Source organism: Actinophytocola xanthii (assembly GCF_001921205.1).
GTDB classification, from domain to species: domain Bacteria; phylum Actinomycetota; class Actinomycetes; order Mycobacteriales; family Pseudonocardiaceae; genus Actinophytocola; species Actinophytocola xanthii.
This window is the reverse complement of the sequence record NZ_MSIE01000007.1, coordinates 146123-168803: the sequence shown is the minus strand read 5'-3', so window position 1 is coordinate 168803 and position 22681 is coordinate 146123. Positions and strand designations below refer to the sequence as shown.

Below are 22681 nucleotides of genomic sequence, written 5' to 3'. Positions count from 1 at the left end.
ACGGCGTTGTCGCATGCCCGCCTCGTCCGTAGCGTGCCGGACGTAGGCGCGGTGGGAGGCGCGGTGGGAGGCGCGGTGGGAGGCGCGGTGATGGCGAACGCGGGACACGGTCATGGGCACGGCCACGGGAACGGCCACGGACACGGGGGCTGGGCGCGGCGGCTCTGGGGCGCCGTCCGGCACGCGGTGACGCCGCACAGCCACGACCCGGCCGGGCTGACCGACGACGCGCTGGAGGCCAGTCGACGGGGCATGCGTGCGCTGTGGATCTCGTTCGCGGTGTTGACGGTCACGGCCGTCGTGCAGGGCGTGCTGGTCGGGCTGACCGGCTCCGTCGCGTTGCTGGGCGACACGCTGCACAACGTCGCCGACGCGCTGACCGCTGTCCCGCTGGGGATCGCGTTCCTGCTGGGCCGGCGGGCGGCGACCCGACGGTTCACCTACGGGCTGGGGCGGGCGGAGGACCTCGCCGGGCTGGTGATCGTGGTGGTGATCGCGTCCTCGGCCGGGCTCGCCGCCTGGCAGGCGGTCGACCGGCTGGTCGACCCGCGGGAGATGACCCACGTCGGCCTGGTCGCGGTGGCGGGGTTGGTCGGGTTCGCCGGCAACGAGCTCGTCGCCCGCTACCGCATCACGGTCGGCCGGCGGATCGGCTCGGCCGCGCTGGTCGCGGACGGGCTGCACGCGCGGACCGACGGCTTCACCAGCCTGGCGGTGGTGGCCGCGGCGGGTGGTGCCGGCCTGGGCTGGCAGTGGGCGGATCCGGTGGTGGGTCTCGCGATCGCGGCGGCGATCGCGACTGTCCTGTGGGGAGCGGCCGGCGAGGTCTGCGCGCGGCTGCTGGACGCGGTCGACCCCGCTCTCGTCGACCGGGCGGAGTGGACCCTGCGGGACACGCGCGGTGTGCGTGCGGTCGGCTGGGTCCGCCTGCGCTGGGTCGGGCACAGCCTCACCGCCGAGGCCGACATCGAGGTGGACCCGACGCTGAGCGTGGTCGACGCGCACGCCATCGCACACGACGCCGAGCACCGGCTGATCCACGCACTACCCCGGCTGGACCGGGCCACCATCCACCCGCACCCGGCCGGCCCCTCCGGGCACGCCCAGCACGAGCTGGTGGCCCATCACCGGTCCGCTGGGGCGCGTTTGGTGGGGCTTGGTCGATGCGGTTCGTGATCCGGGTGGTTCCTGGCAAGGCGGAGCGTCGGCCTCGTACCGGGTTGTACTCGGGCGATGCGACAACGCCGCCAGGGGCCATCCGGGCGCGGACCGCGCGGCCGGAGATCCACCAGACGTGCCTAGGACGCGCGGCCGTGCTCGGAACGGACCGGCGCAACGGCGGGAAGGGTGATCGTGAAGCGTGAGCCGCCGCAGGGGTCGGCGGCGGCGGTGATCGTGCCGCCGTGGCGCTCGGCGATGCGTCTGCAGATCGCGAGCCCGAGGCCGGTGCCGGCGTAGGTCGTGTTGGCGTGGGCGCGGTGGAAGTTGGTGAAGATGGCGTCGTGCTGGCCGTCGGGGATGCCGATGCCGTTGTCGGTGACCTGGATCGCGACGGTGCCGGGCGCGGTGTCCTCGGTGGTGTGGATCGTGATGTGGGGGGTGGTGCCGGGCGCGGTGTACTTGACGGCGTTGCTGACCAGGTTGTCGGCGAGCTGTCGCATCAGGACCGGGTCGGCCTGGATGCGGGGGAGCGGGCCGATGTCGAAGCGGGGGATCGGTGTCCTGCTCGCGATCGCCGCGTCCATGCGGGCGGCGGCGATGTCGGCGAACAGTGCCTGGAGGTCGAGCGGGGCGGGGATGAGGGCGGTGTCGCGCGCGGTGGTGTAGGCGAGGAGGTCGTTGATGAACCGGGACATGCGGTTGGCCGCGTGCCGGATGCGCTCGAGGCCGTCCTCGATGTCGAGGATCACGGGTGCCGGCGGCGCGTCGTCGAGCATGTCGGTCGTGAGGTCGACCCAGCCCTGGATGGTGGTGACCGGGTTGAGCAGGTCGTGTGCGACGACGCCGGCGAACGTGGCGAGCTCGTCGCGGTGGCGCCGTTCGGCCGTGACGTCGTGGAAGAGCGCGACCGCGCGGCGTCCGTCGTCGTGGCTGGCGCGGCGCGGAAGCGGGGTCGCGGTGGCGTGGACGATCCGCCCCTGCGGCACGCTGGGGTTGCGGACGAGGATGTCCAGGTCGTGTGGCCGCGCGGTGGTGAGCGTGCGGACGTAGGGGAGCTCCCCTACGGTGACCGGGGTGCCGTCGGGGTGGAAGAACCCGTAGTAGACGGGGTCGGTGATCTGGTACTCCGACCCGGCATGTCCGCCGAGGAGCTCGTCCGCGGCGGGGTTGCGCAGGAGGACGTGCCCGTCGGCGTCGACCACCGCGAGACCGTCGGCCATGGAGTTCACGATGGTCGACATCAGGTCGGCCTGGTGGCGGGCGGCGGCGGTCTCGGCTTCGAGCGCGCGGACCAGAGCCGCGCGTTCGTCGCGGCTCAGCGCCAGCGCCAGGCCGATCGTGGCGACGACGATGACGAAGGCCTGGGCGATGAGGACGCGGGTGGCGTCGTCGGTGATCAGCGCGAACGGTCCGGTGCCGGCCAGGGTGAACAGGACGGCCGTGGTCCCGGTGGCCAGGGTGTGCAGGACGACGAACGTCGTGGGTAGGCGCACCGCCGCCCACACGGTCAACGCGAGCAGCAGGAACGCCAGCGGCAGCCCACCGGCGAGGGCGAACGCGACCACGTAGGCGAGAGCGGAGCACAGGACCACGGCCGCGTACTCGGCCGCCCGGGCCACCGGTGCCCTCCTCGGGGTGCCGCCCGGGGTGTGGTCGGGGCGGCGTCGGAGGACGTCTGCGAGGCGGAGACCGACGGCGCCGATCGTCAGCACGGCCGCGATGTTGCGTGCGAGCCAGACCGCCACGCTCATCGGCGAGTAGTCGCCGGAGGCGAGCCACACCCCGACCGGACCGACCACCGCGCCGCAGGCTGTGCTGACCGCACTGGCCGCGAGCAGCGCCCAGAGGTCGCCGGTCGTGCCGAACCGTGGGCCGTCCACCCCGGGGTCGGCGAGGTGGGGCCGCCAGCGGGCCAGGAGGTGGGTGAAGACGAGCATCTGGGCCAGGTTGGCGCCAACGAACACCATCGCCAGCCCGGCCGGGGCACCGGTGGCGGTGTTGAGGACCAGGGTGATGACGGCGAGGGCCGCGGCGTCGACCCAGCGCACCGGTGAGCGGCGCTGAAACCAGAACCACAACGCGCCGATCCCCGCGGCGGGCCACACCAGGCTCAGGCTGGTGGCGTCCATCACGGTCAGGCGGCCGAACCCGACGGCGACCGCGTACGCCACGGCGAAGCCGGCCGAGCGCGCCAACCACCGCGATCTCACGACGACGTCCCCATGGACGTGCCGCGGCGCGACGCGTGCCCGACCCGATCCATCACCGACCTCGCACTCCGGAGCCACCTCCATCCCGACTATCGGCACCGCGGGGGCCGGGATGAGGCGTTGGGCGGGCACGTAAGCCATCCGAGTGACGGGGCGGCTATGCTGCTCGCGGCTCTCCTCGGGGGTACCCGACACAGCACGGACGACGGGTGGGCAGGACCATCGCGACACGGTACGAAAGCTCCTCGGAGCAGAAGCAGCAGCACTTCGGGCGCGTCGACCCGTTCTGCGCGTTCGCGGTGGTGCCGTTGCTGATCGTGGCGGGGCTGTTCTTCTGGAGCGAGATCGCGCTGCTGGGTGTGGTCCTGATCGTCCTCTCGATCCTGATCGTCGTCATCGACTCCTGGGCCAACCGGCCGGCCCGGACGAGCGACAGCTCCTCCCGCCGCGACAACCGCTGACGGTCTGAATAGTCCACATACGGACGTTTGCCACGTAGTCGTCTGACTTCTATTCTGGAGCGACACCCGCAATTCCACGATCGACGTGTCGAATGGGTCGTCGAAGCGCTTCGATATCTGATTCGACAAATACTTGACGACAGGGAGTGTGACCCGTGATCAGGTCAGCACGTCTCGCGGTGACGGCATTCTTCTCCGCCGTGGCGCTCGTCGCCGGCGGGGCGGTCGCCCACGCCGCGGTCTGGGAGTCGTCGGACCAGTGGGGCACATGGACCACCGGCGACTACATCCTCTACAACAACATCTGGGGCAGCGGAGCCGGACCGCAGACGATCTGGGCCAACTCGGCGAGCAACTGGGGCGTGTGGGCCAACCACCCCAACACCGGCGGCGTGAAGTCCTACCCCAACGCGACCAGGAACATCAACCGGCAGCTCAGCTCGCTGCGCAGCCTGTCCAGCACGTTCAACACCAGGGTTCCCTCCGGTGGTGCCTACGCGAGCACCTACGACATCTGGCTGGACAACAACGCCTACGAGATCATGCTGTGGGTCAACAGGACGGGACCGGTCGGACCGATCGGCTCCTACCAGACGACCGCCTCGACCGGTGGTCACAGCTGGGACATCTACCGCGGCGTCAACGGTTCTTTCCAGGTCTTCTCGTTCCTGCGCCAGGGCAACACGAGCTCCGGCACGGTCGACATCAGGGCCGTCCTCGAGTGGCTGCGAAACAACGGCTGGATCGGCAACGTGAACGTCGGATACGTGCAGTTCGGCTATGAGATCACGTCCTCGCCCGGCGGAATGGACTTCGTCACCAACAATTTCTCCGTCTCCTACAGCTGATCCCGCCGCAGCCCGCCGACGGACGCCCTCCGCGCCAGGAGGGCGTCCGTCGCCGTGTGTGGGGGCCACGGCGGCTGGCGGTGACGGCGCGGACCGCCAGCGGTCGCGTCCGCGGAGTCGACGAGGAGCACTCACGCAACGTTCCACCCGCGTTGCCCTCCGAGAGCAACCCAACATAAACTCGCACGTCTTCCCAGGAGAACCGAAGCAACTCGAAGCAGGCCCCACAGAAAACCATGGACATGATCGCCGCTACGCCCCAGCGGGACGCCCCGCTGCGGATCTCCCTGCTCGGTCCCGTCCGGGCCTGGGGGACCGCGGGGGAGCTCGAGCTCGGCTCCGGGCAGCGCAAGGCCGTCCTGTCCGTGCTCGCGATGCGGGCGAACCAGCTGGTCACCAAGGGCGAGCTGGTCGACGCCGTCTGGGGGGAGACCGCCCCGGCGAGTGCGTACGGCGGCATCCACACGCACATCTCCGCCCTGCGCAAGAGGCTGGAGCCGCGATGGGCCCGGCGCTCGACGGGGGAGGTGCTCGTCTCGACCGGGTCGGGCTACCGGCTGGCGCTGTCCGGCTGCGCCCTGGACGTCGAGCGCTTCCGGGTGCTGCGTGAGCGCGCCCGGGAGCGGCAGCGGGGGCGCGATGTGGCCGGTGAGCTCGCCGCGCTGGACTCCGCGCTCGAGCTCTGGCGGGGCGAGGCGCTCGACGGCGTCTCCGGCCCGCACGCGTCCTGGCAGCGCACCCGGCTCGCCGAGCTGCGTCTCGGTGCCGTCGAGCGGAGGGCGCGGTTGATGGTGAACGCGGGCGCGCGGTACGCGGTCATCGACGAGCTGGACCGGCTGTGCCGCTCGCACCCGCTGCGGGAGGAGTCGCACTCGCTGCTGATGCACGCGCTGTACCTCGCCGACCGGCGGGGGGACGCGATCGACGTCTTCCATCGGCTGCGCTCGGCCACGGTCGAGCAGCTCGGCACCGAGCCGGGGCCCGGCCCCAGCGCGCTGTACGGCGAGATCCTCCGGGACGACCCCGCGCTGCGCTGGACCCGCGACGAGCCGACGGGACCCGCCCGGCCGATCCCGTTGGCCGTCCGGTCCCGCCCGGACCGGCCGCGCGGGTTCACCGGGCGGGGGGAGCAGGTGGCCCTGCTCCGCGCCGCGGCCGGCGCCGTCGCCGCCGGCACCGGGGGCGTCGTGCGGATCGAGGGGCCGCCGGGCGCGGGCAAGTCGGCGCTGCTGGCCGAGGGCCTCGCCGAGACGCCGGGCTGTCAGCTCGCCTGGAGCGTGGCCGACGAGCTGGGGCAGCAGGTCCCGCTGCACACCGTGCTGGACGGTCTCGACGTGACGGCCCTGTCACCCGACCCGCGCCGGGCCGCGCTCGCCGCGCTCGCCCGCCAGGTGGAGCCGGAGCGGCTCGACCGGGACACCGTCGCGGCCGCCGTCGAGGGCGCGGTCGAGCTGGTCCACGAGCTGTGCGCGGACGGGCCCTTGGTCGTCGTCGTCGACCAGCTTCAGTGGGCGGACCCGCTGAGCCTGCTCGTGCTGCGGCGCCTGCTGCCCGCTACCGCCGAGCGTCCGCTGCTGGTCGTCACCGCGTCCCGGCCGGCCCTTCGGCGCGAGCTGGAGCCGCTGTGGGCGGCCGCGACCCGAGCAACCACGATCACGCTCGGGCCTCGACGGTGACCGACGGCGCGCTGCGGGTCGAGCTGCTCGGCGACCCCCGCGCCTGGCTCGGGGACGAGCCGGTCACGCTTGGCCCGGCACGGCAACGCGCGGTGTTCGCCGTCCTCGCGACCCGGGCCGGGCAGGTGGTCCCGCGTGGTGAGCTGGTCGAGGCTGTCTGGGGCACCTCGCCGCCCGCGAGCGCGGCGGGGAGCCTGCACACCTACGTATCCGGCCTGCGTCGGGTGCTGGAGCCGGGTAGGCCCCGCTGGTCGCCCGGCGAGGTGCTGGTCTCCGAACCGCAGGGCTACCGCCTGCGGCTGGACCACCTCGACCTCCGCACGTTCGCCGAGCTCCGCGAACGGGCCGCCGAACGGGCGCGGGCCGGCGAGCACCGGGCCACGGTGGAACTGCTCGACGACGCGCTGGCGCTCTGGCGGGGTGAGCCGTTCGCCGGGGTGCCCGGCCCGTTCGCCGAGCGGCAGCGCACCCGGTTCACCGACGAGCGACACTCGGCGGTCGAGGAGCGCGCCCGCGCCCGGCTCGCGCTGGGCGAACACGCCGAGCCGGTCCTCGAGCTCACCGCCCTGGTCGCAGCGGCTCCGCTGCGTGAGTCGGCCTGGGTGCTGCTGGTCACCGCCCTCTACCGCGGCGGTCGACACGCGGAGGCGCTGCACGTCATCGCGCGGATGCGGGCCTACTTCCGGGCGGAGCTCGGCGCCGAGCCCGGCGCCGCCGTTCGCGCGCTGCACCAGCGCCTGCTGGCCACCGCCCCGGAGCCGGCGGACCTCCCGCACGAACCCGCGCGGGAGCGTGAGCTGCTGGCGGTGGTCCCCGCCCGGGCCGCGGACCCGGGGCCGGTCGCGGAGCGCGACGCGGCCCGGTTGCGGGGCTACCTGGACGGGGTGCTGGTCGGGCGGGGCCGCGCGGTGCTCGTCGAGGGCGAGCCGGGGAGCGGGAAGTCCGCGCTGCTCGCCGAGGTGCTGGGTGGGGCGGGTCGGCTCGGCTGCCACGTGGCCTGGGCCGTCGCCGGGCGACCGCGGCCGCCGCTGGGCGTGGTCGCCGAGGCGCTGGGCGCGCCCGCGCCCGCCACCAGGAAGGAGCTGCTCGAGCGGGTCGACGCACTCTGCGCGACAGCCCCGCTGGTGCTGGTCGTCGACGACCTACAGCACGCCGACGACGCGAGCCTGCTGCTGTGGCACCAGCTGGCCGTCGCGACACGGCTGCTGCCGCTGCTGCTGGTCGGCACCTGTCCGCCCGGCGAGGGCGGCGGCAGGTTCGGGAAGCTGCGGGACGCTGTGCTCGCCCGCGACGGCGAGCTGGTCCGGGTCAGATCAGCCCGGCCCGCATCGCGAACGCCACCGCGTGCGGACGGCTGCGCAGTTTCAACCTGCTCGTGAGCGAGTAGATGACGTTCTTGACGGTGCGCTCGGAGTAGCACAGCCGGCTGGCCATGTCGGCGGTGTCCCAGCCATCGGCCATCAGCCGCAGTACCTCGACCTCCCGGTCGCTCAACCGCGGCCGCGACAGGGTCGCGCGACGGGCCTGGTCGAGCAGCCGGTCGAACGCCTCGGCCGGCATCGTGCCCTCGCCGGCGGCGACGGCCAGCAGCTCGGCCACGAAGCGGTCGCCGGCCGCGTCGGCGCGGGAGAGCACCGACACGACGCGGACCTCCACCGCGGCCCGCAGGTCCTCTTCGGTCAGGAAGTCGGTCACCAGGACCTTGGGCAGGCCGGGGTCGGCGAGGAATGCGCTTTCCCCAAAGGAGTCATGGTCCGCGGCGACGACCAGGACACCCCGTCCGGACAGCCGTGTCCGGTCGACGACCCGGACCTCGGGCCGGGAGGCGAGCCGGTTGGCCAGTCCTACCGCGGTGAACGTGTCCGCGGCCTCGATCGCCACGTGCACCGGTTCCATGGTCCACATTCTGGCGTCCCGGACTTCACGAACTCTCTACGCTCAGATCACGCCGGTACGCAGGGCGAACGCGACGGCCTGCGCCCGGGTGCTCAGGCCGAGCCGGGTCATCAGCCCGTAGAGCACGTTCTTCACCGTGCGCTCCGCGTAACCGAGCTCGGTGGCGATCTCCTCGAGGCCGTGTCCCTCGGCAAGCAGCCGGAGCACGTCGCGTTCCCGTGCCGTGACGCCGGACATCGTCAGCCCGTTCGGTTCGAGCACCTCGCGCCGCATCCGGTCCAGGTGGTCCAGCAGGGCGCCCTGCATGGCCGGCGGCAGCGACGCCGCGCCCTTGCTGACCGCGCGCACGGTCCGCACCAGCTCCGCGCCGGTGGTGTCGCGGCGGGGCAGGATCGCGGCGATCCCGCACTCGATGGCCGGCACCAGGCCGACCGCCCGGAAATCGTCGGTCACCAGCACGCAGCGCGGCGGCGGTGTGCCGGCCCGGGACCGGCCGAGCTCGCGCAGCCAGTCGAACACCTCCTCGCCGGGGGTCGGCGCGACCACGACGACGACCTCGGCCCGGGTGCGGTCGGCCTCGTCGAGCACCCGGAGGTGCGGGTCCGCCGCCAGCATGCTGACCGCGCCCAGCGCGGTGACCCGGTCCGACGCGTGCACGGCGACATCGACCCTCAGACCGACCCTCGGTGCCACAGCGGAAGTCTACGGTCGGGGGGATCCGGGCACGGTTCGAGGGACTTTCGGGCAGCCATCCAGCGTGGCGCGCTCCGGCGCCGGCGCGGCTGTGCACCATGTGCGCGGAGGGCGGGAGACGAGGGGTGACAGGGCAGGGGATGGCTGACCGGTTCGAGTTCACGCTGGACAGCGTCGAGGCGACGGTCGTCGGTAGGGCGATGAACGCCGACGTGCGCAGGTTTCCGTTGCGGATCCGCAACAGCACCATCGACCCGGTGCGGTTCGTGCGGCTCGGCGTGCTGGTGCACGACGAACTGGAGCGACGCGGCCTGTCGGTGGGCGGCAGGCTGCACCCGTTGGTCCAGACCGCGCTCGAGCTGTTCAACGACCACCAGGTGTCGGTCTCGGTGAGCGGGCGGACCGAGCGCGAGGAGGACATCGCCATGCTGGCGATGTCCGACGGCGCACAGGCGGTCGGCGTCACCCAGGAGCACGGCAGCGACGCCCTGCGCTTCTCGCTGTTTCCCGACGAGGACCTGGTCCGGCGGATCTCCACGTTCCTGCCCGCGGCGCCGGCCGCGCCGCAGGGCACCCTGACCGTCGCGCACCGTCCGGCTCGCGCCGTGTCCGCGATGGCCGCACGGCGCCTGGCCGAGGAGGAGGCCGACGCCGAGGAGACCGACGCGTTCGGCAACCTGGTGATCGGCATGGTCGGCGACGGGCCGAGGCGCCGCCCGTCCGGGCGCAGCGATGCCGAGAAGCTCGGCGAGATCATGGCCGGCCAGCGACTCGGAGTCGGGTTCCTGGCCGCCAGCGGGCTACGCCGCAGCGGCGAACGCCGGTCCGTGCCGCCCCTGGGCTGGGTCGACACCGAGCAGGGCCGGTACCTGGTGCGGACCACCACCGAGGCGGACGGCACCACTGTCGCCACCTACCAGCCCGCCGGAGCGGCAGAGGTCCAGACCGCGGTCCAAGAAGTGATTTCCAGCGTCTACTAAGGACATCCGTTGCCTGAGTTCGAACGTGCCGTGCCGGCGGAGCCGGCCCTCATGACACCCGCGCTGCGAGCCACCCCGGCGCTGCCGAGGTTGTCCGGCCGAGAGCTGAAGGAGATGGCGGTCAGCGGCGGCTTCGCCGTGGACGACAACACCGGCAACCGCATGATCGAGGCCCTGGAGTCGACGATCCAGACCCTCGAGGCCCGGTGGGCCGAGCTGGAGAAGCTCCGGCACAGCCCGCCGATGAGCGAGAGCCCGGCTGCCCGGTGGGTCTCCCACCACATGGTGCGCACCGCCGCCGACGAGGAGGGGCTGCTCACCCAGCTCCAGGCGGCGCGGGCGGAGTTCCCCACCTACGTGGAGGCGATCGAGCTCGCCAAGCGCACCTACCAGGAGACCGAGGAAGGGAACCGCCAGAAGTTCACCAGCATCTCCGGCGAGGAATGAGCCCCATGACGACGCTCGACGAGCGGACCCGTGCTGTGTCCGACCCGAACAGCCCGGACTACGACCCGGACAGCCCGCACTACGACGTCACGGCGGACTCGTCGTCGACGTTCTACGTAGGCCCGATCACCGGTGACCACAAGTCCGGCGACGAGATCCGCAACGAGGTGACCTCGGTGATCGACCAGGTCACCGGCCCGCCGGGCGGCTTCTTGGACCAGCTGTTCGGCCCGTTCAAGGACGACCTGATCCAGTCGTCCTACCAGGGGCGGATCGAGGCCGAGCGGGCCGGCCTCGCCGACGAGATGGAGATGCGCGCCCCCGGCGAGGCACCCAGGACGATGTGGGAGAACGCCTCCCACGAGCAGATGGCCGCGGTCATCGGCACCAACGCCGACTCGTCGGCGGTCGCCGTGACCAGCGAGGAGTGGGTGCGGCTGGGCAACGACCTGTCCGGGCACCAGAAGGCGTTCGGCGCGGCGATCAAGGACAGCCTGTCCAACTGGGAGGGCGAGGCCGGCGACTCCGCGCGCAGGCACCTCGCCGAGGTGGCGAAGTGGCTGGGCACCACCTCCGAGGGCGCGGTGCTCGCCGGGCGCCAGCAGGAGATCCACTCGCAGACGCTCAACGAGACGCAGAAGGTCATGGCGACCAACCCGCCGGTGCCGTTCTCGGCGGCGGAGGCCAACGCCCGGCTGGCCGGGATCACCAACCCGGTCCAGTTCGCGATGCAGTTCTCCGCCGAGATGGACACCTTCAACCGGTCGAAGGCGGCGCGGGACCAGGCCGCCCAGGTGATGACGCGGTTCGACGAGACCATCGCCTCGGCTGTCACCACCCCGAAGTTCACCGCGCCACCCGCGCTGCCCAGCGCGACGCCGATGAGGTCGGTCAGGCCGATGATGGCCGGCGAACGGCTCGACGCCGTCAGTCGACAACTCGACGACGCCGCGCCGGCCGGTACGGAGGGGCTGCGGCGCGAGGCCCTGTCCGCGAGCCCCAACACCTTCGCCGCCCAGACCGCCGTCGTTCCGGACCTGCGCGGCGGCGCCGGGGGACCGGGCGGTCAGGGCGCCCCGGGTGCCGGGCCGGTGCCCGACATCCCCGGCGGCGGAGTTCCCGGTGGGGGAGTTCCCGGCGGTGGCGTCCCGGGTGGCGGCATTCCGGGTGGTGGCGTTCCGGGTGGTGGCGTTCCCGGTGGGGGAGGCCCGGGTGGTTCCGCGGACCTCGCCGCGCGCCAGAGTGTTCCCGACATCCCCGGCGGTGGCGGAACCCCCGGCGGTGGCCCGATCCCAGGCGGTGGCGCGAGCCCTGGCGGTGACGGCTTCGGTGGCGGCGCCGGCGGTCAGGGCAGGCCGGCCGTGCCGGAGATCCCGCAGACCTCCCTCTCCGGCGGCGGCGTGCCGGGCTCGACCGTCTCTGCCGGCTTCACCCCCAACAGCCCGTCCGCCACGCCGAACGTCCCCGACATCCCCCGCGGCGCGACGGTTCCCAGCGGCGTGCCAGGCGGCGGGGGGAACCTCCCCGGCGGCGGCTTCGGGCCGACCGCGTTCTCCGGCACCTCTCCCGCCGGGCGGGACACGGAGCGGACGACCAGGATGCCGAGCCCGCCGAACCCCCGGGACCGGCAGTCCATACCGGACATCCCCGGCGGCGCCAGGATCCCGGGGAGCGGTCCGCTCGACGGCGGTGGCGGTCCGCGTGACGGCCGCGGCTTCGGTCCGGGCGGCGTGCCGAACATCCCGGGTGGCAACGCGCCCGGTGGCGGCCCGCTGGGAGTTGGCAAGGGCGGCTTCGGCCCCGGCGGGGGCCCGGGCGGCGTGCCGAACATCCCGGGCGGCGGCTCCGCCTCGGGTAGCTCCGTGGGCGGTGCGCCGGGTGGTGCCGGTGCCGGTCGCGGTGGGGGGTTCGGCCCGATGGGCAGCGGCGGCCCGGGCGGCGCCGGCGGCACCGTGGGCGCGATGCCCGGCGGAGTCGGCCCCGGCGGAGCGGCCGGCGGCGGTGGTGCGGCCGGCGCACGGGGCGGGAACGCGGGTGGCGCCCCGATGGGCGGCATGGGCGGCGCCGGCAGCCAGGGCGCGGAGGACAGGGAGTACCGGTTCGCGGAGTACCTCGAGGGCGAGTCGGAGCTGTTCGCGCCGGACGCCGTGGTGCATCCGCCGGTGATCGGTGACTGGCAGAACAAACAGGATTGGAAGTAGGCATGAGCTCCGCCTTCGAGGTCGTCCCCGAGGACCTGACCGCGCACGCGAGCCACCTGGATGGCCTGTCGGACCGGTTGACCACGGCGGCCGACGCGGCCAGGACGGTCAGCATGTCCGACAGCGCCTACGGGCTGATCTGCCAGTTCGTGCCGCCCTTCGTGAACCCGATGGAGCAGAAGGCGATGGAGGCGATCGACGCCGCTGCCGAGGGGGTGCGCACCTCCGCGGGCAACATCCGCAGCACGGCCACGTCCTACACCGACACCGACACCGCCCACGCGACCGTCTACGGCAAGACGCTGGAGGCACCCGCCCGGGCTCCCCGGCCCACCCGCCAGAACCTGACAGGAGACTGATGTGACGGCGTTCAGCGGACTGTCCCGCGACCCGGACGAGGTGATGGCCGGGATCGACCGGTGGGCCCAGGGCTTCACCGAGAAGGCGCAGCGCTACCAGGCCGCCCAGGCGGAGACCGAGCAGCTGCGGCTCACCGCGTCGGGTCCCGGCGGCGTCGTGCGGGTGACCGTCGGCGCCGACGGCAACGTCACCGCCCTGGAGCTGGGGAACAAGGTCCGGACGATGCCGCCGGAGGAGCTGGCCGCGCAGATCCTGGACACCATGCGGCGGGCCCAGTCCGGCATCGCCGACCGGGTCAGCGAGGTGATGAGCGGCCACCTCGGCGAGGAGGACCCGCAGACCAGGACGGAGATGCTCGACGCCCTGCGGACCAGGTTCCCCCGCATGGACGACGAGGAGGACGAGGAGGCGCCGCCGCCACCGGCGGCCCAGCACCAGGACCGCACGCCCCCCGAGGATGACGAGGACAACGCGCCGTGGTGAACCCGTTGGTGGCCGAGGCCAAGGACGAGACCAAGGCCTACTCCGGCATGCCCCTCCTGGAGGCCGGCGCCGATCTCAAGAAGGCCATCGAGAGCGGCGACTGGGCCTCGGTGGCGCTCGGCTCGGTCGGCACCGCGCTCGAGGTGCTCGGCATGGCGCTGGACCCGTTCGCGGCGATCCTCGCCAACGGCGTCGGCTGGCTGATCGAGCACGTCGGCCCGCTCAAGGAGGCGCTGGACGGCCTCGCCGGGGACCCGGCGGAGATCAAGGCGCACTCCGAGACGTGGAAGAACGTCGCGAAGGAGCTCGGCGCCGTCGGCGAGGACCTGGCCGGCATGGTCACCAGCGACACCGCGAGCTGGCAGGGCACTGCCGCCGATGCCTACCGGCAGCGCACCGACGACACCGTCAGCCTCATCAACGCCGCCCAGCAGGGCGCCGACGGCGCCGCCAGCGGCATCGCGACCGCGGGTGAGGTGGTCGCCGCGGTGCGCAGCCTGGTCCGGGACATCATCGCCGACCTCGTCGGCAGCCTGATCAGCTGGGCGTTGCAGGTCGTGTTCACCCTCGGTATCGGTCTGGTCTGGGTCGTGCCCAAGGTCATCGCCAAGGTCGCCCAGGTCGCCTCGCAGATCGCCAGCATCGTCAAGCGCCTGGTGCAGGCGATGAAGAACCTGGTGCCGCTGCTCAAGCGGGCCGGTGACCTCTTCGACGACGCCGCCAAGGCGCTGAAGAAGATCAAGGACACCAAGCCCGGTCCCGCGCCCAAGCCCAAGGACATCGACTCCACCCCGAAGGGCATCGACTCACCCGGCGGCGGCGGCACCACGCCCTCCGGCGCCCGGGGCGGCCCCGACGCCACGCCCCAACCCAAGCCGGACCCGAAGCCGGAACCGAAGCCCGGCGGCGACGGGACCACCGCGCCTAGCGGCGGATCGCCGAACGGCAACCCGAGGTCGGGTCCCGACGCCGGGCCCAAGCCAAGGTCCGGGGACTCGCTGCGGGACCAGGGGCCGAACCCGCGGTCGATCGACAACCTCCGCTGTGAGAAGGACCCGATCGACGTCTCGACCGGGCAGATGGTGATGCACGAGGTCGACGCGGAGTTCCTCGGCGCGTTGCCGTTGGTCTTCGAACGGGCGTACTTCTCGTCCTACCGCACGGGTCGCTGGTTCGGCACCAGCTGGATGTCCACTGTGGACCAGCGGCTCGAGGTGCACGCCGACCAGGTGAGCTTCGCCGCCGCGGACGGCACCATCCAGGTCTTCCCCCGGCCGCGGGACGGGGCGTGGGTGAGTGCCGAACGCGGCCCGGCACGCCGGCTGACCGAGGAGCCGGAGGGCGGTTTCGTCCTGGAGGACCGGGAACGGGCACGGCTGCTGTTCTTCGGCTCGGGCACCGGGGTGCTCCCGATCCAGTCGATCAGCGACCGCAACGGCGACCACATCGTCTTCGAGCGCGACGACGAGGGCGTGCCGACCGAGGTCCGGCACAGCGGCGGCTACCGGCTCCGGCTGACCACAGAGGACGGCCTGGTCACCCGGTTGTCCACGGTGGCCGCCGACGGCAGTGAGCTGGAGCTGGTCCGCTACGGCTACACCGGCCGCCGGCTGACCGAGGTCACGAACGGCTCCGGTCTCCCGTTCCGGTTCACCTACGACGACGCCGGTCGGATCGTCGGCTGGGCCGACCGCAACGGCGAGTGGTACCGCTACGTCTACGACGACGCCGGGCGCGTGGTGCGCACTGAGGGTGCGGGCGGCTGTCTCACCGGGACGATGGAGTACGACGAGGCGAACCGGGTCACCCACTCCACCGACTCGCTCGGCCACCGAACCACCTTCCACATGAACCAGTACGGCCAGGTGGTCCGGGAGGTCGACCCCCTCGGCGCGGTGACCGAGTTCGAGTGGGACGAGCGGGACCGGCTGCTCCGGGAGACCGACCCGCTCGGCCGCGAGACCCGCTACCGCCACGACGAGCTGGGCAACGTGGTCGCGATCGCGCGTCCCGACGGCGCCGAGGTGCTCATCGCGCGCAACGAGTTCGGCCTGCCGGTGCACCTGGTCGAGGCCCCGGGGGTGGAGACCCGCTGGGAGTACGACGAGCGCGGCAACGTGACGGCGGTGGTCGACCCGGACGGTGCCACCACCGCCTACACCTACGACGAGTGGGGCCACCTCGCGTCGGTCACCGATCCCGCCGGCGTGACGCTGGCCGTGGTGTCCGACGGTTCGGGGCTGCCGGTCACCGTGACCGACCCCCGCGGCGCGGTGACCGCCTACGAGCACGACCAGTTCGGTCGGCTGGTCGCGGTGACAGACCCGATGGGTGCGGTCGAGCGATTCGGCTACACCGTCGAGGGTGCGCTCGCCTGGCACCGCCGTGCCGACGGGTCGGTGGAGCGGTGGCTGTTCGACGGCGAGGGCAACAACCGGGAGCACACCGACGCCGCCGCCGCGGTCACCCGTTCCGAGGTGACGCACTTCGACCTCCCCGCGGCCCAGGTCAACCCGGACGGCAGCCGGATCGAGTTCGCCTACGACACCGAGCTGCGCATGGTCGCGGTGTTTAACGAGCAGGGCCTGGTCTGGCGCTACGAGTACGACGCCGCCGGCAACCTGGTGCGGGAGACCGACTTCGGCGGCGCCACGATCGACTACCGGTACGACGCCGCGGGCCAGCTGACCGAGGTGCGCAACCGGGCGGGCGAGACCGTCACCCTGCACCGGGACGTGCTCGGCAATGTCGTCGAGGAGGTCACCGGCGCCCAGCGCACCCGGTACACCTACAGCGACGTCGGCCACCTGCTGATCATGGACGACGGGACCACCCGGGTGGAGTACGCGCGGGACGCGGTCGGCCGGGTGCGCGCCGAGACGGTCAACGGCCGCACTGTCCACTCCGAGTACGACCGGGCCGGTCGGCGGGTTCGTCGGCGCACCCCCTCCGGGGCGGAGAGCGTCTGGGAGTACGACGCGGCCGGCAACCCGGCCGCGGTGCACGCCGCCGGCCGGAGCATGCGGTTCGAGTACGACCTCGCCGGCCGGGAGATCCGCCGCACGCTCGGGTCGGGTGCCTCCGTGCTCCACTCGTGGACCCCCGCCGGCCTAGTGGCCGGGCAGATGGTGGTGACGGCGGCGGGGCTGCTCGGTCAGGAGCGGTCCTACCGCTACCGGCCGGACGGCCTGCCGACCCATGTGGACGACCGGCTGACCGGCCCCCGGACGTTCGGCCTGGACGTGCGGGGCCGGGTCACGTCGGTCGCCGCCCAGCGGTGGACCGAGCGGTACGCCTACGACGCCGCGGGCCGCCTGGCCGAGGCCGCCTGGCCGGCTCCGGCCGGGGAGGACCGGGTGGGAACGCGGTCCGGCCCCGGCTCGGTCGTCACGCTCGCGGGGCGAGTCCGCTACACCTACGACGAGTGCGGGCGGATGGTCTCCCGCGACCACGGCGGCTCCCGGGTCTGGCGCTTCACCTGGGGGCCGAAGGACCGGCTGGTCGCGGTCCACACGCCCTCCGGCACGACCTGGCGCTACACCTACGACCCGCTGGGCCGCCGGGTGCGCAAGGAGCACGTCGCCGCGGACGGGGTCGCGGTACTGGAGCGCGTCGAGTTCACCTGGGACGACGACGTGCTGGTCGAGCAGGCCCGGTTCGGGCCGGGCGGCACCGAGATCACCGTGTGGGACTACGAGCCGGAGTCCTACCGCCCCCTGCTGCAACGCCAGGGCGAGCGGTTCTCGGCGATCGTCGCCGACGCCTCGGGCGCGCCGGCGGAGTTGGTCAACGACCAGGGTGGCATCGAGTGGTTCGCCCGGATGAGCCTGTACGGGGTGATGGTCGAGGAGTCCGGCGGTGCGGGCGCGACGCCGTTGCGCTTCCAGGGCCAGTACTTCGACGCGGAGACCGGCCTGCACTACAACTACCACCGCTACTACGACCCGACGCTGGCCCGTTACCTCAGCCCCGACCCGATCGGCCTGACCGGCGGCCCGGACCCGCATGCCTATGTGCACAACCCGCACGCCTTCGCCGACCCGCTGGGGCTGACCTCGCAGAGCTGCCGCAGTGGACGCGGCGCGGGCAGCGGTCCCGGCCGCGGCCGCCCGCCGCGGCGGGAGCAGTCACCGGGCGGGACGACCTACCAGCAGGGGGCCAGCGGCGGTCGCTACGGCAGCGCGAGCCGGCGGCACGCCGCCGGGTACGACAACCCGTCCCACTCGCACACGAACATGCTGCCGCACTGGCGGCGGGCCGCGGTCTCGCCACCGCCCCGGTTCCGCAACCGCACCGAGGAACGCCGGTGGCTGATGAACGAGCGGCGGCGCTTCCGCGCGAGCTCGCCGAGCGGCCGGCAGACCGGTACGATCCAGGGCCACAGCAACGGCGTGCTCGGGCACCAGCCGTCGGCCAGCGCCCACTGGAACAACAACGGCATGCGCAACCCGCGGGACACCAACATCGACCACAACCGGCAGACCGGCACCTACCACGGCATCGAGGACCGGGGCCGGTCCAACGCGAGCGGTGCCAGCGAGCCCCGGTTCGCCGACCCCGGTCCGCACAACGGCGCCCACCGCAGCTACTGGGACCCCCGCGACCCCGGCTACGCCAACCAGGGTGGCCCGTGGCCGGCCTGGCACCCGGTCAACCCGCAGGGCGGTGCCGGTGGTGCCGGCGGCTCCAGCTCCGGCGGTGGTGCCTCCTCGGGCGGCGGGAGGAGGACGTGAGCGCTGCCCGTCGGAGGCCGAGATGATCGCCGCCCAGTACGAGATCGGCCTGCCGGCCGACTACGACATGGGCGTCATCCGCCGTCGGGTCGCCGAGCGCGGGTCCGCTCTGGACGGTCGGGCCGGGCTGGGGCTGAAGGCCTACCTGGTGCGCGACATCGCGGACGGGGAGCCCGTGAACGCCTACGCGCCGTTCTACCTGTGGAACGACCCGGCCGCGATGGCCGCGTTCCACTGGGAGGGCCAGGGGTTCGGCGGCATCGTCCGCGACTTCGGCCGTCCGGTCGTCCGCACCTGGGTCGGCGGCCGCTTCCGGCCGGGAGACGGCATCGGGGACGCGCCCAGCCACGCGGTCAGGACCAGCGTGCCGTTCGGGCCGGATCTCGACCCGCAGCGGGAGGCGGACAGGGTCGACGACCTCGCCCGGGCGGCCGCGGCGGAGCCGGGTACGCACAGCGTCGCCTGGGCGGTCGACACCGTCCGGTGGGAGGCCGTGGTCTTGCGGTTGCTCGGGCGTGCCCCCGAGGGCGAGGACGGGACCACCTACCGGGTCCACCACCTCTCCGCACCCGGGATCGGCGACCTGCCGCGCTGAGGCCGGTCCTCACTCGTCCAGCACTCCGGCCGGGTCGTCGCGGCGGGGTCGAGACGGTCGACGACCGGGACAGCGACGCGTTGGTGATCTGGGCCGCTGGCAGGGTCGTGCGCACGCGGACCATGTCGAGCCAGGCCTGGCCGGGGCCGCACCGCTCGGACTGAAACGTTTGTGCAGGTGGAGGCCGGGTAAGCAGACCGCATGTTCCCCGCTGAGAACCTCCGTGACTGGATCGGCCTGAAGGTCGTCGACCCGGCCGACAAGTCGATCGGGTCGTTGGACGCCGTGTACGTCGACACCATCACCGACCAGCCGAGCTTCCTGACGGTGAAGGTCGGCATGTTCGGTCGCCAGCGTCTCGTGTTCGTCCCCGCGCTCGGCGCCACCGTCACGCCGAAGGCGGTGCGGGTGCGCTACCCCAAGGACCTCGTCCGGGACGCCCCCTCGATCGAGGTGGACGGCGAGCTGGTCGTGGCGGAGGAACCGACGGTCTTCGTCTACTACGAGCTGGACTACGGCTCCGGCGCGGAACGCCGGCTGGCCCGCCGCTGACCCGCGCACCGGCTGGCGGACGGCGTCCAGCGGGGGAGCGGGCCGAGCAGTCGCCCGAGACGATCAGGGCCACCTCCGGCGGGAGGTGGCCCTTGACGCCCTCGTCCTCGTGCCGGGTGTTCAGCAGCCGCGCAGGTGGTGACCGCGGACGTAGCCGTCGCGGTCCGGGCGTTCCGCGCCGTGGCCGTAGGCGCCCAGCAGCGTCGAGTCCACGCCCCAGCCGCTGTGGGCGCGGAAGCCGCGGCCCGGGCTGAGCGTGAACAGGTAGCCGGTGAAGTCGCGGTTGGCGTAGACCGGGGTCGGGTCGACCGTCGTGCACAGGGAGCCCGGGCCCTCGCTCGCGCTCGCCGGTGACGCCAGGACGGTGAGCGTGCCGGCGACCAGGACGGCCGCCGTGAGCAGGTTGTTCCGCATGTTTCTGCTTGTCCCCTCGGAAGTTCTGTTCGGGTGTGTCGATCGCACCCTAGGAAGCGCCGGGCGCCGGGAGGGCCGTGAGTTGCACGGGGGGAGAAGTTCATTGCTCAGGGGGTGCGAGGACCACCTTTGCTTAGGCTGGCCTTGGTTGGGCGCGGACGAGGCGACTTGGGCGGCGGTGTGGCGACCACGACGGCGGGGGATCGGGCAACGCGGACGCGACCCGCCCGCCAGGCGATCAGCTTCCAGCAGCTGTCGCTGACCGAGGTCGCGACCCGGCTGGGCGAGGTGCTGGGCCGCACCGCGGAGGCGGACGCGTTGCTGGCCGAGTACGAGTCCGCGTGCGCGGAGATCAGGACCAGGCACGCGGACGTGCTGGGCAGGTACACGTTCACCTTCGCCCACGCGGCGTCGGACACCACGTTCTGGACGCTGGGGGAGAAGTGGACCGACACGAAGGTGCTGGTCGACTGTGGAGCGAAGCTCGCGGAGCCGTCGGTGTCCCAGCCGGAGCCGACGCAGGAGTTCGCGATGGAGCGGATCCCGGTGCTCGCCGAGAGCGGCGGGCTGCTGGTCCCGTCCGGTCCGGACGGGTTGACCGAGGCGCCGGACAACAAGCCGCTGACCGGCAACGCGCTGTGGGCCCAGCTGCCCGCGGTCAATGCCGGGCGGGTGTGGCCGGTGCTGTCCGGTGCCGCGTCGCTCGGCACCGCCCTGGAGCTGGTCGAGCGGTTCGACACCGTCCTCACCGAACTGGCAGCCACGTCCTGATGACCACCTACCCCTCGCCGATCGTCAGGTCGTCGACGAAGAACGTCATGCCGTAGCTGACCGGGTCGCCGGTGGTGAACGTCGTGCCGGACAGGGTGTCCGCGGCCTGCGCGGGTGCGGCTGCGGTGAGCTCCTGGTCGCCGATCCGGACGGTGGCCGAGGTTGTCGTGGCGTCCACGACGAACGGGGTCCACGTGTTGGTCGGGATGGGTTTCGCCAGGGTGCCCAGTGGCTTCCAGGCGCCGCCCTCGAACACCTCGAGGGTCTGGGTGGCCCCGGGCTGGAGGCGGAATCGCCACGGCTCGACCCGCCTGCCTTCCCGGTGGCCACCCACGGAGAACGTGAACGGGCCGCGGAAGTCGTTGGTGGCCCAGGTGAACGCGAGCACCTGGCGCTCGACGTCCGGTGCCACCGCGGTGGCCGTCGCGTTGTCGTCGAGGAACTTGTCGAACAGGCGCAGCGACGCGCGGCTGTCCGCGCCCCGCAGCTCCTGGTCGGACACCGTCGTGTTGCGAGCCTCGACGAACCCGCGCGGCACCGCGTACTCGAGGTCGTTCTCGAACGTCTGCAGACCGGCCGCGTACACCTCCAGCTCCGTCACCCGCGTCCCCGACGGTGCCTCGACCCGCACGTACCTCGCCCGCCGCGGGGTGAGCTCGGTGTAGCGCATCGCGTGGTCGCGCACCCCGTCCGCACGCACGACCGGCGTCCACTCGCGACCGTCGGCGGACAGCGAGACGGTGGCCGACGAGGGCCGGCCGTCGCCGAGCATCAGGCCGATCCGCTCGACCGGGTACTCCCGGTCCAACGACACGACCATCGCCGGCGTCCCCCGCCGCTTCGCGAGCACAGCCGCGGAGTGCTTCCGTGAGCTGCCGTCGATGGCCCCCTCCGGCCGCTGCTCGGGGAACCGCCGGTCCCGTCCGGCGAAGTCGCCGGTCAGCGTCGCGGTCCCGGTGCGGACCTTGGTCTCCAGGTCGATCTTGCCCGTGCCCGGGGTGACCGCGCTGACGTAGGACGCGTAGATCCCGTACTGCTCGTGGTACGCCTTGCACCCCCACACCGCGCAGTAGTCGCCAAAGAACACGCTCCGGTCGGAGTCCACGCTCACGATCGAGTTGTTCCCGCTCGTGCCGTCGTACCGGCCGTTCCCCGTCTCCGAGGGGTACCGCGAGAGCACCAGCCGTTGCTCGTCCCAGGCGCGTCCGGTGCCGTCGTGGCTCACGTACACCCGGCCGTCCGGGCGGCCGGTCGCCAGCAGCAGCACCCCGTTGGGCTGCAGCACGAGGTGCGGGCTGATGCCCACGACCTGCGCCCCGTCCGGGCCGACCAGCGGTTCGGCCTGGGTCCAGGTCCGACCCTGGTCGCTCGAGGAGCTCGTCCGCAGCCGGGCCGGGGTCTCGGCCGTGCGCATCACCGCGAGCAGGCGGTCGTCGGTCGTGAAGGTCCAGCCGACCTCGTTGGTGGCCAGCGGCGCGGGGATCTGCCCCCGCTGGGTCCAGGTCCTGCCCCGGTCGGTGGACTGGAGGACGATGCTGGCCTGCCGCTCGCCGACGTAGGCGAGGTAGGCCGGCACGATGATCGTCCCGTCGGGGAGCAGGAGTGCCTCCCGGTGCACGCGCAGCCCTCGGTTGCCGCCGAGCACCTTGCCGGGCGGCGGGGTGAACGGCGCCCTGGTCAGCTTCCACGTGGCGCCGGCGTCCGTGGAGCGCCACACCTTCAGGTTGATCCCGCTGTGCGCCTCGTCGCGCCACTCGGGGATGAAGTCGATCGACAGCAGCGAGCCGTCGTCCAGTCGCACCATGTTGAACGCACCGGTCGGCGCGTTCCGCTGGGTGGTCAGGAACGACAGTCCGGAGTCGAGCGAGGTCGACATGTTGTTGACCGAGTCGGCGCTGGCGACGTCGTCGTTCGCGGACGAGGAGACGAGGACCTGCTGCTCGGTCCGCCCGTCGACGACGGTGTCCATGGCGAACGCGGACGGATTGGCCGCCCGCGGACCCGGCCCCCAGTTCAGCACGTTCCACAGTGGACCAGTGGCAGAGGCGTAGGCGGATGGCGCGGCGCCGTCCCCGGTGGGCAGCGGGTTCACCGCGCTCGGCGCCCCGGGCGCCGCAGAGCCACTCGCGGTGGCCAGCAGCACGACCGCCGTGCCGAAGCCGAGCGCGGCACTCGCGAAGGTGGTGACGCGGGACATGCG

19 protein-coding genes are annotated in these 22681 nt (G+C 72.9%); 14 read left to right on the top strand and 5 right to left on the bottom strand.

What is annotated here, in order from left to right:
• Positions 1-90 precede the first annotated feature (90 nt).
• A complete protein-coding gene (locus BU204_RS06220; protein WP_075124632.1) occupies positions 91-1176 on the top strand; it encodes a cation diffusion facilitator family transporter in 1086 nt (361 codons plus the stop codon).
• A 122-nt stretch (positions 1177-1298) separates the two neighbouring features.
• Here BU204_RS06220 and BU204_RS06215 read toward each other — a convergent pair whose 3' ends face one another.
• The gene (locus BU204_RS06215; RefSeq protein ID WP_075124631.1) at positions 1299-3371 is read right to left on the bottom strand and encodes an ATP-binding protein; all 2073 of its coding nucleotides are present in this window, start codon (positions 3369-3371) and stop codon (positions 1299-1301) included.
• Positions 3372-3580: 209 nt separating this feature from the next.
• On the opposite strand from BU204_RS06215, the gene BU204_RS06210 reads away from it, so the two are divergent.
• The 4 genes from BU204_RS06210 (at position 3581) to BU204_RS06195 (ending at position 7735) form a co-directional block, all read left to right on the top strand.
• Complete coding sequence (locus BU204_RS06210; RefSeq protein ID WP_075124565.1) at positions 3581-3832, top strand: hypothetical protein; 252 nt, start codon at positions 3581-3583, stop codon at positions 3830-3832.
• A 155-nt stretch (positions 3833-3987) separates the two neighbouring features.
• Positions 3988-4680, top strand: coding sequence for a GH12 family glycosyl hydrolase domain-containing protein (locus tag BU204_RS06205; protein WP_075124564.1), 693 nt, complete (start codon positions 3988-3990; stop codon positions 4678-4680).
• A 242-nt stretch (positions 4681-4922) separates the two neighbouring features.
• Entirely contained in the window at positions 4923-6356 is a 1434-nt protein-coding gene (locus BU204_RS06200; RefSeq protein WP_158073407.1) for a BTAD domain-containing putative transcriptional regulator, read from the top strand.
• Positions 6353-7735 carry an AfsR/SARP family transcriptional regulator gene (locus tag BU204_RS06195; protein WP_158073406.1) on the top strand — a complete coding sequence of 461 codons (1383 nt, stop codon included), beginning with the start codon at positions 6353-6355 and terminating at the stop codon, positions 7733-7735. Before BU204_RS06200 ends, BU204_RS06195 begins: the two co-directional genes overlap by 4 nt.
• On the opposite strand, the gene BU204_RS06190 is transcribed toward BU204_RS06195, so the two are convergent.
• Both BU204_RS06190 and BU204_RS06185 read right to left on the bottom strand, forming a co-directional pair.
• A complete protein-coding gene (locus BU204_RS06190) occupies positions 7665-8252 on the bottom strand; it encodes a helix-turn-helix transcriptional regulator (RefSeq protein ID WP_075124561.1) in 588 nt (195 codons plus the stop codon). The genes BU204_RS06195 and BU204_RS06190 overlap by 71 nt on opposite strands.
• 42 nt (positions 8253-8294) lie before the next feature.
• Positions 8295-8945, bottom strand: a complete 651-nt coding sequence (locus BU204_RS06185; RefSeq protein ID WP_233159421.1) for a helix-turn-helix transcriptional regulator — start codon at positions 8943-8945, stop codon at positions 8295-8297.
• Between the two features lie 140 nt (positions 8946-9085).
• On the opposite strand from BU204_RS06185, the gene BU204_RS06180 reads away from it, so the two are divergent.
• From BU204_RS06180 to BU204_RS06145, 8 genes are all read left to right on the top strand, one after another.
• Positions 9086-9925: an ESX secretion-associated protein EspG gene (locus BU204_RS06180; RefSeq protein ID WP_075124560.1), complete on the top strand. Its 840-nt coding sequence runs from the start codon at positions 9086-9088 to the stop codon at positions 9923-9925.
• 9 nt (positions 9926-9934) lie between these two features.
• Entirely contained in the window at positions 9935-10372 is a 438-nt protein-coding gene (locus BU204_RS06175; protein ID WP_332888571.1) for a hypothetical protein, read from the top strand.
• A gap of 5 nt (positions 10373-10377) precedes the next feature.
• Complete coding sequence (locus BU204_RS06170) at positions 10378-12573, top strand: hypothetical protein (protein WP_075124559.1); 2196 nt, start codon at positions 10378-10380, stop codon at positions 12571-12573.
• A gap of 2 nt (positions 12574-12575) precedes the next feature.
• Positions 12576-12932 carry a type VII secretion target gene (locus BU204_RS06165; RefSeq protein WP_075124558.1) on the top strand — a complete coding sequence of 119 codons (357 nt, stop codon included), beginning with the start codon at positions 12576-12578 and terminating at the stop codon, positions 12930-12932.
• 43 nt (positions 12933-12975) lie between these two features.
• Positions 12976-13416: a YbaB/EbfC family nucleoid-associated protein gene (locus BU204_RS06160; protein WP_075124628.1), complete on the top strand. Its 441-nt coding sequence runs from the start codon at positions 12976-12978 to the stop codon at positions 13414-13416.
• The gene (locus BU204_RS06155; RefSeq protein WP_075124557.1) at positions 13410-18149 is read left to right on the top strand and encodes an RHS repeat-associated core domain-containing protein; all 4740 of its coding nucleotides are present in this window, start codon (positions 13410-13412) and stop codon (positions 18147-18149) included. The genes BU204_RS06160 and BU204_RS06155 overlap by 7 nt, the downstream gene beginning before the upstream one ends.
• Before the next feature lie 22 nt (positions 18150-18171).
• Complete coding sequence (locus BU204_RS06150; protein ID WP_075124556.1) at positions 18172-18744, top strand: DUF4865 family protein; 573 nt, start codon at positions 18172-18174, stop codon at positions 18742-18744.
• A 201-nt stretch (positions 18745-18945) separates the two neighbouring features.
• Positions 18946-19296 (top strand): PRC-barrel domain-containing protein, encoded by a 351-nt coding sequence (locus BU204_RS06145; protein ID WP_075124555.1) that lies wholly within the window; start codon positions 18946-18948, stop codon positions 19294-19296.
• Between the two features lie 120 nt (positions 19297-19416).
• On the opposite strand, the gene BU204_RS06140 is transcribed toward BU204_RS06145, so the two are convergent.
• On the bottom strand, positions 19417-19710 hold the full coding sequence (locus BU204_RS06140; protein WP_075124554.1) for a hypothetical protein: 294 nt from the start codon (positions 19708-19710) through the stop codon (positions 19417-19419).
• A gap of 168 nt (positions 19711-19878) precedes the next feature.
• Here BU204_RS06140 and BU204_RS06135 point away from each other — a divergent pair, with 168 nt between their 5' ends.
• Positions 19879-20481 (top strand): ABC transporter substrate-binding protein, encoded by a 603-nt coding sequence (locus BU204_RS06135; RefSeq protein WP_075124553.1) that lies wholly within the window; start codon positions 19879-19881, stop codon positions 20479-20481.
• Positions 20482-20488: 7 nt separating this feature from the next.
• On the opposite strand, the gene BU204_RS06130 is transcribed toward BU204_RS06135, so the two are convergent.
• Positions 20489-22678 carry an exo-alpha-sialidase gene (locus tag BU204_RS06130; protein ID WP_075124552.1) on the bottom strand — a complete coding sequence of 730 codons (2190 nt, stop codon included), beginning with the start codon at positions 22676-22678 and terminating at the stop codon, positions 20489-20491.
• Between the last annotated feature and the right edge of the window lie 3 nt (positions 22679-22681).

Bases quoted from the DNA above. Each gene is read 5' to 3' on its own strand.
- BU204_RS06220 (WP_075124632.1), top strand. From the start codon at position 91: ATGGCGAACGCGGGACACGGTCATGGGCACGGCCACGGGAACGGCCAC.
- BU204_RS06200 (WP_158073407.1), top strand. From the start codon at position 4,923: ATGATCGCCGCTACGCCCCAGCGGGACGCCCCGCTGCGGATCTCCCTG.
- BU204_RS06190 (WP_075124561.1), bottom strand. From the start codon at position 8,252: ATGGAACCGGTGCACGTGGCGATCGAGGCCGCGGACACGTTCACCGCG.
- BU204_RS06180 (WP_075124560.1), top strand. From the start codon at position 9,086: ATGGCTGACCGGTTCGAGTTCACGCTGGACAGCGTCGAGGCGACGGTC.
- BU204_RS06170 (WP_075124559.1), top strand. From the start codon at position 10,378: ATGACGACGCTCGACGAGCGGACCCGTGCTGTGTCCGACCCGAACAGC.
- BU204_RS06165 (WP_075124558.1), top strand. From the start codon at position 12,576: ATGAGCTCCGCCTTCGAGGTCGTCCCCGAGGACCTGACCGCGCACGCG.
- BU204_RS06160 (WP_075124628.1), top strand. From the start codon at position 12,976: ATGGCCGGGATCGACCGGTGGGCCCAGGGCTTCACCGAGAAGGCGCAG.
- BU204_RS06150 (WP_075124556.1), top strand. From the start codon at position 18,172: ATGATCGCCGCCCAGTACGAGATCGGCCTGCCGGCCGACTACGACATG.
- BU204_RS06145 (WP_075124555.1), top strand. From the start codon at position 18,946: ATGTTCCCCGCTGAGAACCTCCGTGACTGGATCGGCCTGAAGGTCGTC.
- BU204_RS06140 (WP_075124554.1), bottom strand. From the start codon at position 19,710: ATGCGGAACAACCTGCTCACGGCGGCCGTCCTGGTCGCCGGCACGCTC.
- BU204_RS06130 (WP_075124552.1), bottom strand. From the start codon at position 22,678: ATGTCCCGCGTCACCACCTTCGCGAGTGCCGCGCTCGGCTTCGGCACG.